Raw genomic sequence first — 13,083 nt, 5'->3', positions numbered from 1 at the left:
AAAATAAGAAAGGCGATTGCTGTTTTGCAATCGCCTTTCTTATCCATATACGAATGATTATGAATTAATAGCTTTCCAGATCATGTCCTTCAATTGCAAAATATTTTTACCTGCAACCGATGATATGAAAATATGTGGCAATCCTTCCGGAACTTCTTTTTCCATCTCACGTTCCAATTCTTCATCCAGCATATCCGACTTCGTAATCGCCAATAATTTTGGTTTATCACGAAGTTCAGGATTATAAACAGATAACTCGTTCAATAAAATATCATACTCCTGTTTTATGGTACGTTCTGTATCAGCAGGTACCATAAATAATAAAACAGAATTTCGTTCGATATGTCTTAAAAATCGATATCCCAAGCCCTTTCCTTCTGAAGCACCTTCAATAATACCGGGAATATCTGCCATGACAAAAGATTTGCCATCACGGTAGCTCACAATACCTAAATTGGGAACCAGAGTTGTAAAAGGATAATTGGCAATTTCTGGTTTAGCAGCAGAAACAACAGATAAAAGCGTTGATTTTCCGGCATTTGGAAACCCTACTAATCCCACATCAGCTAATACTTTCAATTCCAAGATAATCCAGCGTTCCTGACCAGGCATACCTGGTTGTGCAAAACGAGGAGTTTGCTGTGTAGAAGATTTAAAGTGCCAGTTTCCTAATCCACCTTTACCACCAGGAGTTAAAATCTGCGTTTCACCATCTTCGGTAATTTCAAATAAAACTTCTCCGGTTTCAGCATCTTTAGCAACTGTACCAGCAGGAACTTCTAGAATTTCATCCTTACCCGAAGCACCTGTACTTGTAGCTGAGCTACCAGATTCACCACTAGAAGCAATGATATGCTTTCTATATTTAAGGTGTAATAACGTCCATAATTGTGTATTCCCTTTTAGAATAATGTGACCTCCACGGCCTCCATCACCACCATCAGGTCCACCTTTCATGGTTGTTTTATCTCGATGCAAGTGCGCTGAGCCAGATCCTCCGTGTCCCGATCGACAACACACCTTCACATAATCAACAAAATTCGAACCCTGCGCCATAGAAATAAAATATGTTTGTTAGTAAAACGTTTCCGTTTCCTTATTTAATAATTGTCAATAATAGCAGTTAACTCTCCGAAAATAAAATCAATATCACCGATACCGTTTACTTTGGACAATTTACCCTGTGCTTCATAATAGGGTAAAACATGAATTGTCTTGGTGAAATATTCATCAATACGTTTTACCAATTTATCTGCTGCATCATCTGCACGTCCAGAAATCTCCTGACGCTTGGCAATGCGTGTTTTTAATTCTTCTTCATTCACATCTAAAGCAATAACTACAGAAATAGAAGAGTTAATACCGGTTAGAAATTCATCCAACGCTTCGGCTTGTGCCACTGTACGTGGAAAACCATCAAAAATAAATCCTTTCGCTTCCGGATTTTTCTTCACTTCCTCTTCCAACATCGCAATCGTAATCGAATCAGGTACCAAATTTCCGTCAGCAATAATCTGACTTACTTGTTTACCTAGAGCTGTCTGGTTTTGAATATGAGCTCTAAAGATATCACCCGTTGAAACATGAACTAACTGATATTTATCGATAAGTTTCTGCGATTGTGTTCCCTTCCCTGCCCCCGGAGGGCCAAATATTACAAGGTTTAGCATAGTAGTATTTAGAGTAATAGAGTAAAAAAATAAAAGCCTAATCGCTATATTGATTAGGCTTTTCAAATAGTGCGCTCAAAGGGAGTCGAACCCCTAACCTCCTGATCCGTAGTCAGGTGCTCTATCCAATTGAGCCATGAGCGCGTCAACCATTACGTCATCTTCATTGCTGTTCTTCCGTTTTGGTGATGCAAATATAGGCAAAATAGCACTGCCTCCAAATTTTTTTTTCAAATTTTATCTAATAGTCTGATAATGAAACAAAATAAATAATCGCTTATCGAATACTTTAATGATTACTTATAATCGATCTCAGAAGCTTCCTGATACCACATTATAGATCATGTACAAAACGTCTCAGCTATCAACAATCAGAAGTTAAAACTGGAATATTAATATCATACCTGATGATCAACTACAATAATAGCGTAAAAATTATTTTCTCTCTTTTATGTATAGCAGCAGTATCTCAATTTGGTCTTGGCTTATGATCGTCATAAAAAATCAAACATCATATTATATAACATAATTGATATCCCTTACACTATTAGTGGGCTCCGAGAAAATAGATGACAGATGATAGGAAAGATATAGAAAAAAGAAAAAGCTTAATCTTTATCAGACTAAGCTTTTGTAGTTGTGCACTCAAAGGGAGTCGAACCCCTAACCTCCTGATCCGTAGTCAGGTGCTCTATCCAATTGAGCCATGAGTGCATTTTAATTTGACTTGTTTAAAAGTCATACCCTTTTGTTTGGTGATACAAATATCGGGACTTTTTTCAATTCTGCAAACTATTTTCCAACTTTTTTGATCAAAAAAACTAATATTTTTTTTATCTTATTGATAGTATTACATTTACAGGAGTTATTTTTTTAATATTTTTTTTCATAAAGACGATCCTATGTTCCAAAAGGAAACGAAACTAAGCAAAATACGCATCGATGATATCAGCATTTCTTACATGATAAGACCAAGCAAGCTGCATATGCCGCAAAAGACGATTATATTTTTACATGGATTTCCATTTAACAAAAACATGTGGCGTGAACAACTATTGGATCTGGATGAAACAATGACTGGTATTGCAATTGATATTAGGGGACATGGACATAGCACTCGAGGGCATGGATTTTTTAGTATCGATGTATTCGCAAAGGATTTAATCAAATTGATCACTCATTTAAATTTAAATAATGTTGTGCTTTGTGGCGTATCCATGGGAGGTTATATTGCACTTCGGACCTATGAATTAAAGAGTGATAAAATAAAAGGACTTATTTTAAGCGACACGCACGCATTTGCCGATGATAATCAAGGCAAACAAAAACGTTTTGACTCGATCCAAGCATTACTGAAATATGGTAAGCGTCCCTTTTCTTTAGGATTTATTGAAACTATTTTTTCCAAGAAAACATTATCCGACAATCCTCAAGCGATTGAAGTGATTAAAAGTTCGATCAGAAGAAACGATTTGGCGAGCATCTGTGCTACGCAATTAGCTTTGGCAGCTCGAACAGATACCACGGAAATGCTATCGTCTATTACTGTTCCCACTCTCGTGATTAAGGGAAAAGAAGATAAATTGGTAAATGAAAAGCAAATTAATAGCTTACTGGAGGGGATAGCAGATGTTAAATACGTTGAATTTGCAGCATCTGGTCATTTGCCTAATTTAGAAGAACCCAAAAAATTCAACCAGGAAATCAACTCTTTTTTACGTTCTTTTTAATTAAAGAGCGTAAAAAAATGCAGTGGATAAAAATCGACACTGCATTAAATTGGATGTTCCAATAGAAACCAAGTTTTATAAACCACGGTATTTACTTTGTTTATATTTAAAAAAATCATTCAAATGCTGTATATTTTCCTTTCTTTCCTCCGATTTACGATAAGAAATAATGGCATCCCAGATAAACAAACCAAACGCCAATGCTGCAAAAAGTACAGGTAAGCTTAGTAAGTTTCCAGTTGCATTTTGCATGATTAACCAAGTTGAAATAACTACCGTCAATAAAAATTTAATAATAAATCCTAACATAATAATAAATTAAAGTGAATTGAATAAGACGCTGGCAATTCTTGCCCCACGTGTGAATAAACGATGATGCTCAGTTTTGAAGTCTTAGTTCACTAGCATAAAATATGACCAGCAACCTAAATTGGTGGAGAAGAACCAATATATGGATGAATCAAAACTATGAAGTCAATTTTTAAAATAGCAAGAAACGTATGGAAGAGAAAAAAAATTTATTTTTTTTCATGAGTGCTATTCAAGAACTGACCAAAATTAAAGCCATCATAGAGCATTTAATTTTGCACCAACCACAAATGTACTAATTTTTTTAGATATAACAAAATGTTATGCGCAAAATATTAGTTAACATGTATTATATTTTATTTTATAAATAACTAAAATTTAAGTAAATAAAAAGTATAGGACTCATAGCCAGATGATATTATCCGATAGTTGAAAATATGGAGAGCATCTGATAGAATGATCAAAATATCGCTTGTCATGGTAGGAGCATCTGTCATATGAGTGTAGTAAATTTGGCATGATATTCAGGTTTTAAAAATCATTGTTAATTTTGCTAACACTGTTAACTAATGAAGTTTAGATGGGGGTTGTAGAGCGCAAATTAAGAGATTTAGAAAAAATTAAATTACAAATAATTGAACAGTCATGGCTTATTGTAGAGGAAGAGGGCTGGCAGGCACTTTCGATTCGTAAAATTGCCGATGCTATCGAGTACAGTGTACCCGTGATCTATAAGCACTTTGAAAACAAAGATGCCATTATTGCTTATTTTACTAGACAAAGTTTTGCGATGATGGCAGAGCAACTCGCTTCTGCCGTGGACCTCAATAAAAATGCTGACGACAATTTATACAACATCGCCACATCATACTGGAAATTTGCCCTTGAACATAAAAAATGTTATGAAATTATGTTTGGATTAGGCATTCCACAATGCGAGGTCGTTAACAGTATTAAAGAAATGAAAGCAACATCTACTGTCATGTTAACTTGCATTTCTAAATGTATAACAGAAAATAATGTCGATCAGATCGATCTGTATTTAAAGTTCAAAACCTTTTGGTCGATTTTACATGGCATTATTACTATTGAATTTCTATCAAACAAAGAAACCAATCCAGAAGAAGTGTCTCCAATTTTAACAGATGCGATTCAAGGATTTATTATATCATTAAAACATCATAATAACTAACATGAGTTTATTAGAAGATTTAAAATGGAGATATGCCACCAAGAAAATGAATGGCACTCCTGTAGCACAAGAAAAAATTGACTACATTTTAGAAGCTGCTCGCCTAGCTCCTACTTCCTCTGGATTACATCCTTTTCGCGTCATTGAAATTTCTGATCCAGAATTGAAAGCTAAAATCCAGCCCATCGCATATGGACAATCACAAATCGTCGATAGTTCACATATCTTGGTATTTGCAGCGTACGATGCCTATACAAAAGAACGTGTCGAAGCAACTTTTACACAACAAGCAGAAGAAAGAGGATTACCATTAAACTTTGCAGATGATTACAAAAATAACTTATTCGCACAATTATCAGCACTGTCTCAAGAACAGCAATTTAGTCATGCTGCGCGTCAAGCTTATATTGGTTTTGGATTGGCATTAGCAGCTGCAGCAGAGCAAAAGATTGATGCCACTCCTATGGAAGGTTTCAACAATGAACAATTAGATGCCTTACTTGAACTGAATAAATTAGGTCTTAAATCAGTGTCCATCATAGCAATCGGCTATCGTGATGAAACTCATGACTGGTTAGTGAACATGAAAAAAGTGAGACCGCTCCAAGAAGATTTTATTATTAAATTTAACTAGATATATTTCTGGGAACCCTCTAATGAAGAGTGTTCCCATTATTAAGCACATATTATGAAAATAGAAATTTGGTCTGATATCGTTTGTCCATTTTGTTATATCGGCAAAAAAAGATTAGAACAAGCTTTAGCATCCTTTCCACATCGTGATGAAGTAGAAATTGTATGGAAATCCTACCAATTGCATCCTCAATTTCCACAAGATGCAGCAGGCATACCCGCAGTTAAGTACATCAAAGATGCTAAAGGATTGAGTGAAGAAGAGACTTTGGGCATGATGCATCAAGTCCAGTCCATCGGCAAGTCTCTGAATATTGACTTTAATTTTGAAAAATCATTGATCGTTAACACCTTAAATGCACATCGCCTCATTCATTTCGCTCAAGAAATCGGTCAGGGCAATGTATTAAAAGAGCGCTTATTTAAAGCTCATTTTAGTGAAGGTAAAGATATCAATCATATCGACAGTTTAACTGCACTCGCTGTAGAAATAGGTCTAGATCAAATAGCTGTTGAAGAGCTGCTACACAGTGACCGCTTTGCCTACGAAGTGACACAAGATATTCAAGAAGGCATCAACTTAGGTTTACGTGGTGTTCCGTTTTTTGTTTTCAACCAAAAATTTGGAATCGCAGGAGCACAACCTTTAGAAATGTTTGAGAAAACACTTCGTCAAGCCTATGATGATGCCAAACCGGCAATCATTATGAATGATAATGAAGGTCCTAGCTGCGACAGTGAAGCAGGATGTTGTTAATGGTATTCGATGAACAATTTTCATAATCAGACATAACCATCAGGTTACCAAAACTTATGCTTTTGAATCGCAAAATCGTGCGAATAAGTTGAACTTATTTCTTAATTTCGTTTCCTATTTAATGCAGAAAAATTGTAGTATAAATGCAGTTAACCAAACTAGAAATAAAAGGATTCAAAAGCTTCGGCGACAAGATCACCATCAACTTTAATGAAGGCGTCACGGCTATCGTGGGTCCTAATGGTTGTGGAAAATCAAATGTTGTAGATGCAATACGTTGGGTTTTGGGAGAGCAAAGTACACGGATGCTCCGTTCAGAAAAAATGGAAAATATCATTTTTAATGGAACGAAAAATCGTAAAGCCGCAAACTTGGCTGAAGTATCGCTCACGTTTGATAATAATAAAAATGTGCTTCCTACCGCATTTACGACAGTCACCGTGACGCGTAAATTGTTTAGAAACGGGGATAGTGAGTATCGATTGAACGATGTAAAATGTCGTTTAAAAGATATTACTGACCTCTTTCTAGACACAGGGGTTGGTGCTGATTCGTATTCGATCATTGAACTGAGAATGATCGACGAAATCATCAATAATAAAGAGAACTCACGTCGTAATCTATTTGAAGAGGCTTCAGGAATTTCCAAATACAAAGTTCGCAAAAAACAAACCTTAAATAAGCTTAGAGACACCGAAGTCGATTTAAGTCGCGTAGATGATCTGCTTTTTGAGATCACTAAAAACTTAAGGTCTTTGGAAGGTCAAGCTAAAAAAGCAGAAAAATATACGCTGTTAAAAGATGAATACCGTCACAGTAGCATCAATCTAGCCTACTATCGCATCGGAGATTTCAGCAGTGAATTGGAACGTTTACAGCAGCAGGAATCTAAATTGAACAAGCAAAGCACAGATGCTCAAGAACATATCAGTAAAGCTGAAAATGAATTGAAGCAAATCCGTGAAGATAATTTAGAGCAAGAAAAAAACGTTTCCCTGCAACAAAAAGCAACGCAAGAGTTTATCAATAAAATCCGAAATTATGAGTCGGAAAAAAAAGTTAAAAACGAGCAGCTTAAAAATCTTCAAGATAAAGAAAATCGGCTGAATCTGGAGATCAACAATGACAATCAGCAGCTCAATCATGTGCTCTATACCATTAAACGTCTCCATGAAGAATTATTTCATGAGCAACAGCAATTGGATAATTTTCAAGCAAATCTTGAAAAAGATAAATTTGAAGTCGAAGAACTGAGAGGTCAACAGCAAGCTGCCAAAGGAAAACTCGATGCTTTCAATAAAGCAAGTACATCATTGCAGGACAATATTTATAGGCTTGAAAAAGATATTGCAGTATTAAATATACAAAAAGAAGCTCTTTTACAAGAGTCTGTCCGCACACTGGCGGATACCGAATCAAAAGAAGCAGAATTAAATCAATTCAACATCGCTGTTGCCGAGTTGGAAGGACGTGTTGAAACACAACAACAACAGTATGAGACTGCTATCCAAATGGAAGAAGAGTTGCAAACTCAACTGCAGCATCATACTACAAACATCAATACCCTCAAAGAAGATCTAAGTAAAGAATCTAGATTGGCAGATGCCAAGCAAAACGAATATAACTTAACAAAATCATTAATAGATAACTTAGAAGGATTTCCGGACTCCATTCGATTTTTAAAGAAAAATGCAGGTTGGAAAAAGCAGCCACCTTTATTTTCGGATATCCTATTCTGTGAAGAAGATTATCGTGTAGCTATCGAAAATTATTTGGAACCGATCATGAACCATTATGTCGTGGAAACACAACAGGATGCTGTTCAGGCGATCAACCTTTTGAGTGACGCGGCCCGTGGACGTGCAAATTTCTTTATTCTGGATGCTATTGAGTCAGTACCCACTGCTCCATCAATTGATCATGACCTCCTAACACCGGCATTGGATGTGATTACTGTTGATGACAGATTCAAACCCCTGTGTCAAGTACTGCTGCAACATGTTTTTATTTTACAACGTGAACGTGATCATGAACTCGAACTAGCACTACCTCAAGGAGATACCATTATTTTACAAAAAAATGGCAAATTTTCTAAAAGCAAATTAGGGCTATCAGGAGGTTCTGTTGGATTATTTGAAGGAAAAAGAATTGGACGTGCTAAAAATATTGAAATCTTAGCGAAAGAAATCAAAACGCTTAATGAAAGTATCCATATTTTACAAGATAAAATAGCAGATGAGACTGGACGCTTAACAGCTTTACAATCGAATTCGCAAAAGGAAACAATTGATGAACTTCGTTTTCAATTAAACCGGTTAAATAATGAACTGATATCTGTTAAAACAAAACAAGAACAGTATCAAACCTTTATTACCAATGCGCTCAATCGCAAGAAGGATATACAAGATAAAATTGTCGCCATCGAAAATGATTTGTTGATTTTGGAACCCAAAATACAAGATTTCAAAAACGAACGTGAACAACAGGTTGGTGATTTACAAGACTATCAGGATCGTTTCAATGAAATTTCTGAAATCTTAACCGAGAAATCTGCCAGCTATAATCAAGGGAATATTGCTTACCACCAACAGCAAAACAAGGTTTCAAATATCAATAAAGATCTTGAATTCAGAGAAACTCAACAAGATGATTTTCAAAACCGTATCGAACGTAACAGTAAAGATCTCGAAGAAGTGCAACTTTCTTTAAAAAATACTGCCCAATTCGTCGATGAAGAAGATGAAGATCTCGTGGATATGTACACGCAGAAAGATGCGTTAGAAAAGGGTTTAGAGGACTTAGAAAAGAATTACTATGGCGTACGGAAACAAATCAATGAGCTTGAGGAACAGATCATCCAGTATCGTCGTTCAAAGGAACAGGACGATCTTCTAATTTCTGAAATAAAAGATAAGAAAACAGCACTTCAAATTGATCTCAACACGTTAAAAGAGCGCCTCTCAGCGGAGTTTAATATTGAATTGAAAGACTTATTGGAACAGGAAGAAGCGCCCACAATTACCGAAGATCAGGATGCACTTGTAGCCAAATGTACTAAGCTGAAAAAACAGTTGAATGAGTATGGTTCTATCAATTTAATGGCCAAAGAAGCTTTTGATGAGATGAATGAACGTTACAACTTTATCAATAAAGAAAAAGCTGATTTATTAGAAGCAAAAGGATCTTTAATGGCAACAATTAAAGAAATTGATGATACCGCAGAAGTACAATTTATGTTTACATTCAATAGTGTCCGTGATAACTTTATCAAAGTTTTCCGTTCCTTATTTAATGAAGAAGATAGCTGTGATTTAATCCTAACAGATCCTTCCAAACCTTTAGATTCGGATATTGATATCATCGCGCGTCCAAAAGGAAAAAGACCACTTTCGATCAATCAGTTATCTGGGGGCGAGAAAACATTGACCTCTACGGCGCTTTTGTTCTCGCTGTATCTATCTAAGCCTGCTCCCTTCTGTATCTTTGATGAGGTAGATGCACCATTGGATGATACTAATATTGATAAATTTAACAACATTATTCGCGACTTTTCGAAGAACTCACAATTTATAGTGGTTTCTCACAATAAGAAAACGATAGCAAGCACCGATATCATCTATGGTGTAACCATGGTCGAGCAAGGTGTATCACGCGTAGTTGCTGTAGATTTGAGAGATGTTGCTTAAGGTTTCATAACAATTGCTAAGGCGGCCTATTGTATAAAAAAAGGAGCGATAAAATTTTATCGCTCCTTTTTTTATACTGCTTCTAAGCAGTTGATATTATTTAGTCGCTACCAAAGAAACCTTAAAGTTAATTTCAGCAGAGATTAAATCATCTTTTTTACCTTCATAACTTACACCCCAATCTGCACGAACGATATTAAAATCAGCTTCTGTTTTGATTGTTGTTGCAGTAGATTCAACAACTTTAGTATCGAATGAAATATTTTTAGTAACACCTTTGATTGTTAAGTTACCAGAAACTTTCACATCTTGAGGAGTTGCACCAGCTTCAGCTTTAGTGATAACAAAAGTGGCTTCTGGAAATTTAGCTACATCAAAGAAGTCTGCTGCTTTCAAATGTCCATCCAATTTCTCCTTATACTCACCTTCCAAATCTGTAGAACTAATTGTATTCAAGTCCAATGAAAATGTACCTCCGGTCAGAACACCGTTATCTACACTTAAAGTACCTGATTTAATTGCAATTGTACCTGTATGTGCACCTGTTACTTTTGTACCTGTCCATACCACTTTCGATTGTGCAACATCTACTTGATAAACATCTCCTGCGGGAGTAGCAATTTGTTCAGTAGCGACAGAATCTTGAACTTCGGCTTTTTTTCCTTCAGGATTTCCAGCGCATGAAGACATGATAACAGCTGCAATAGCGGGCAATAACAATAATTTTTTCATAATTAATATACTTTTATATGTTTAAACATTTGATTTATCAAATATATTATAAGATTGAAATAAAATCTACCTTTGTAGTATACAAAATTAAATTATGACAATACCATGTTTTTAATGTCCTTTTGGAGTTGCCTCTACACGTCGAATATCAGCCCCTAGTTTTTTCAAGCGTTCTTCAATATGTTGATAACCACGTTCTATTTGTTCGATATTATGAATGGTAGACGTGCCTTTAGCTGACAAAGCGGCAATTAATAAGGATACTCCTGCACGTATATCTGGAGAAGTCATCTCAATGCCTCGCAAAGGATACATTTTATTTAACCCAATCACAGTAGCGCGATGTGGGTCACAAAGAATGATTTGAGCACCCATATCGATTAATTTATCAACAAAGAAAAGACGGCTTTCAAACATTTTTTGATGCACCAAAACATTTCCTTTTGCTTGTGTAGCCACAACCAAGACAATACTTAATAAATCAGGTGTGAATCCTGGCCATGGAGAATCGGATATCGTTAAAATTGATCCATCAATAAAAGTATCGATTTCATATGAATCTTGAGCTGGAATAAAAAGATCATCACCTCTTAGTTCCATTTTAATTCCTAATCGTTGAAAAACAGTAGGAATAATCCCCAGCTCCTTATAACAAACATCTTTGATGGTAATCTCAGAACCTGTCATAGCTGCCAGTCCAATGAAAGAACCAATCTCGATCATATCGGGCAACATGCGGTGTGTAGTACCGCCTAAGCGCTCTACTCCTTCTATGGTAAGCAAGTTTGAACCGATACCTGAGATTTTAGCTCCCATGCGATTCAACATTTTACATAACTGTTGTAGATATGGCTCACATGCAGCATTATAGATTTCAGTCGTTCCTTTTGCCAATACAGCTGCCATCACAATGTTGGCAGTACCGGTCACTGACGCTTCATCTAATAAAATATATGCACCTTTTAATTGAGAAGCATCAACATTGAAGAAATGATTTTCCGCATCGTAGATAAACTTAGCTCCCAACTTTTCAAATCCCAAAAAGTGCGTATCCAAACGTCGGCGACCGATTTTATCACCTCCTGGTTTCGGAATAGCAGCCTTTCCAAAACGAGCTAATAAAGGTCCAACGATCATAATAGATCCGCGCAAACTTCCGCCTTTTTCCTTAAACTCGTTGGATTGGAAATAATCAATATTAATATTTTTTGCTTCAAAGACATAAGTATCCTCGTCAATCTGATTAACACTTACCCCTAGAGCTTTCAAAAGATCAATTAATTTATTCACGTCCTTAATATCGGGAACGTTACTGATTGTCACGGGCTCCTCCGTCAACAATACTGCAGACAGTATCTGCAATGCTTCATTTTTTGCCCCCTGAGGAATAATCTCTCCTTTTAATGGCTTCCCGCCATTGATTTCAAATGCATTCATTCGTACACCTATATCTTTTTATATTCTCTTTACGTTATCTATAAGAAAAAAAGCAATTGAAAAGAAATATAAATTACTTCACAATTGCCTTATCTAATACCCAAGGTATTAACAATTATCCTCTTTTATAACCGCTGTTACTGTTACTACTGCTGTTGCTATTATTATTATTTTGATAAGGGCGTCTGTTGTTGTTATTACTGCTTCCGCCACCAGAGTTGCTACGCTTTTGGAACGAATTCGTGCCAGAAGGTCTTCTATTGTTTGAGTTATTGTTATTACTGCTGCGACTGTGGTTATTATTAGAATGACCCGAATTGTTATTCGTTGTTTGGGCAGGGCTATTTCCTTTAACGCGGTTGCCTGGAGGCGCGCTTTTAAAGTCTAGCTTCGTTAATACAGTGCCTTCGGGCAATTGCAAAACTTTACTTGATAATTCGGATAAATCTTGGATGATAAATTCATCTGCAACCGCATCCTTATTCCAAGTTGTATAAGCCATTTTCATAAAATTGGCAATGGAAAGAGCCATTTTTTGACGCTTTTCCTCATCTGTGATCGAAATGGCCTTATTAATCATCTTCTCCACAGTAAAACCGTAATGTTTGTACTTAATATTATGCTGTGGATAGGTTAACAATTCCGGTTCATGTTTTACCAATTCTGGAGTTGCTGTAGGATAAGGTGAGTCTACATCGATTTTAAAATCAGAAATAATTTGTAAGTGATCCCACAATTTATGCTTAAAATCTGCCACATCGCGTAAATGAGGATTTAAAACCCCCATCATATCAATGACAACTTGAGCATACTTATTTCTTTCCTCTTTTGTCGGTAAATCACAAATATAGTTTACCATATTTTGCACATTCCTACCGTATTCAGCTAGGATTAGCTTCGGTCTTGTGCTGTTGTAGTCAAAGTTCATATAGTGAAT

General features: G+C 36.0%; 11 protein-coding genes and 2 tRNA genes. 5 read left to right on the top strand and 8 right to left on the bottom strand.

What is annotated here, in order from left to right; all coding sequences use genetic code 11:
• Positions 1–57: 57 nt before the first annotated feature.
• The 4 genes from obgE to AC06G9_RS07325 all read right to left on the bottom strand — a co-directional run bounded on the left by obgE (position 58) and on the right by AC06G9_RS07325 (position 2,384).
• The gene (gene obgE / locus AC06G9_RS07340; protein ID WP_045752668.1) at positions 58–1,056 is read right to left on the bottom strand and encodes a GTPase ObgE; all 999 of its coding nucleotides are present in this window, start codon (positions 1,054–1,056) and stop codon (positions 58–60) included.
• A gap of 44 nt (positions 1,057–1,100) precedes the next feature.
• Entirely contained in the window at positions 1,101–1,670 is a 570-nt protein-coding gene (locus AC06G9_RS07335; RefSeq protein WP_045752667.1) for an adenylate kinase, read from the bottom strand.
• 70 nt (positions 1,671–1,740) lie between these two features.
• Positions 1,741–1,814, bottom strand: a tRNA-Arg gene (locus AC06G9_RS07330).
• Positions 1,815–2,310: 496 nt separating this feature from the next.
• Positions 2,311–2,384, bottom strand: a tRNA-Arg gene (locus AC06G9_RS07325).
• 188 nt (positions 2,385–2,572) lie between these two features.
• On the opposite strand from AC06G9_RS07325, the gene AC06G9_RS07320 reads away from it, so the two are divergent.
• On the top strand, positions 2,573–3,400 hold the full coding sequence (locus tag AC06G9_RS07320; protein ID WP_480957801.1) for an alpha/beta fold hydrolase: 828 nt from the start codon (positions 2,573–2,575) through the stop codon (positions 3,398–3,400).
• Between the two features lie 75 nt (positions 3,401–3,475).
• Here the strand turns inward: AC06G9_RS07320 and AC06G9_RS07315 are convergent, their stop codons facing one another.
• Positions 3,476–3,709: a hypothetical protein gene (locus AC06G9_RS07315; protein WP_045752665.1), complete on the bottom strand. Its 234-nt coding sequence runs from the start codon at positions 3,707–3,709 to the stop codon at positions 3,476–3,478.
• 580 nt (positions 3,710–4,289) lie between these two features.
• On the opposite strand from AC06G9_RS07315, the gene AC06G9_RS07310 reads away from it, so the two are divergent.
• The 4 genes from AC06G9_RS07310 to smc all read left to right on the top strand — a co-directional run bounded on the left by AC06G9_RS07310 (position 4,290) and on the right by smc (position 9,977).
• Positions 4,290–4,901, top strand: a complete 612-nt coding sequence (locus AC06G9_RS07310; RefSeq protein WP_480957800.1) for a TetR/AcrR family transcriptional regulator — start codon at positions 4,290–4,292, stop codon at positions 4,899–4,901.
• A 1-nt stretch (position 4,902) separates the two neighbouring features.
• Positions 4,903–5,535: a nitroreductase family protein gene (locus AC06G9_RS07305; protein WP_480957799.1), complete on the top strand. Its 633-nt coding sequence runs from the start codon at positions 4,903–4,905 to the stop codon at positions 5,533–5,535.
• A gap of 54 nt (positions 5,536–5,589) precedes the next feature.
• Positions 5,590–6,291, top strand: coding sequence for a DsbA family oxidoreductase (locus tag AC06G9_RS07300; RefSeq protein ID WP_045755954.1), 702 nt, complete (start codon positions 5,590–5,592; stop codon positions 6,289–6,291).
• Positions 6,292–6,434: 143 nt separating this feature from the next.
• A complete protein-coding gene (smc, locus tag AC06G9_RS07295; protein ID WP_480957798.1) occupies positions 6,435–9,977 on the top strand; it encodes a chromosome segregation protein SMC in 3,543 nt (1,180 codons plus the stop codon).
• Positions 9,978–10,073: 96 nt separating this feature from the next.
• Here smc and AC06G9_RS07290 read toward each other — a convergent pair whose 3' ends face one another.
• The 3 genes from AC06G9_RS07290 to AC06G9_RS07280 form a co-directional block, all read right to left on the bottom strand.
• Entirely contained in the window at positions 10,074–10,709 is a 636-nt protein-coding gene (locus AC06G9_RS07290; protein ID WP_480957797.1) for a YceI family protein, read from the bottom strand.
• A 111-nt stretch (positions 10,710–10,820) separates the two neighbouring features.
• Positions 10,821–12,146 (bottom strand): UDP-N-acetylglucosamine 1-carboxyvinyltransferase, encoded by a 1,326-nt coding sequence (murA, locus tag AC06G9_RS07285; protein WP_045753106.1) that lies wholly within the window; start codon positions 12,144–12,146, stop codon positions 10,821–10,823.
• Between the two features lie 115 nt (positions 12,147–12,261).
• Entirely contained in the window at positions 12,262–13,074 is an 813-nt protein-coding gene (locus AC06G9_RS07280) for a DUF4290 domain-containing protein (protein WP_045753107.1), read from the bottom strand.
• Between the last annotated feature and the right edge of the window lie 9 nt (positions 13,075–13,083).

Source organism: Sphingobacterium sp. MAE (genome assembly GCF_056711605.1).
The sequence above is the reverse complement of the archived record's forward strand: the minus strand, read 5'-3'. Positions and strand labels throughout refer to the sequence as shown.

Bases quoted from the DNA above. Each gene is read 5' to 3' on its own strand.
- AC06G9_RS07280 (WP_045753107.1), bottom strand. From the start codon at position 13,074: ATGAACTTTGACTACAACAGCACAAGACCGAAGCTAATCCTAGCTGAA.
- AC06G9_RS07305 (WP_480957799.1), top strand. From the start codon at position 4,903: ATGAGTTTATTAGAAGATTTAAAATGGAGATATGCCACCAAGAAAATG.
- AC06G9_RS07290 (WP_480957797.1), bottom strand. From the start codon at position 10,709: ATGAAAAAATTATTGTTATTGCCCGCTATTGCAGCTGTTATCATGTCT.
- AC06G9_RS07300 (WP_045755954.1), top strand. From the start codon at position 5,590: ATGAAAATAGAAATTTGGTCTGATATCGTTTGTCCATTTTGTTATATC.
- murA (WP_045753106.1), bottom strand. From the start codon at position 12,146: ATGAATGCATTTGAAATCAATGGCGGGAAGCCATTAAAAGGAGAGATT.
- AC06G9_RS07335 (WP_045752667.1), bottom strand. From the start codon at position 1,670: ATGCTAAACCTTGTAATATTTGGCCCTCCGGGGGCAGGGAAGGGAACA.
- obgE (WP_045752668.1), bottom strand. From the start codon at position 1,056: ATGGCGCAGGGTTCGAATTTTGTTGATTATGTGAAGGTGTGTTGTCGA.
- AC06G9_RS07310 (WP_480957800.1), top strand. From the start codon at position 4,290: ATGGGGGTTGTAGAGCGCAAATTAAGAGATTTAGAAAAAATTAAATTA.
- AC06G9_RS07315 (WP_045752665.1), bottom strand. From the start codon at position 3,709: ATGTTAGGATTTATTATTAAATTTTTATTGACGGTAGTTATTTCAACT.
- AC06G9_RS07320 (WP_480957801.1), top strand. From the start codon at position 2,573: ATGTTCCAAAAGGAAACGAAACTAAGCAAAATACGCATCGATGATATC.
- smc (WP_480957798.1), top strand. From the start codon at position 6,435: ATGCAGTTAACCAAACTAGAAATAAAAGGATTCAAAAGCTTCGGCGAC.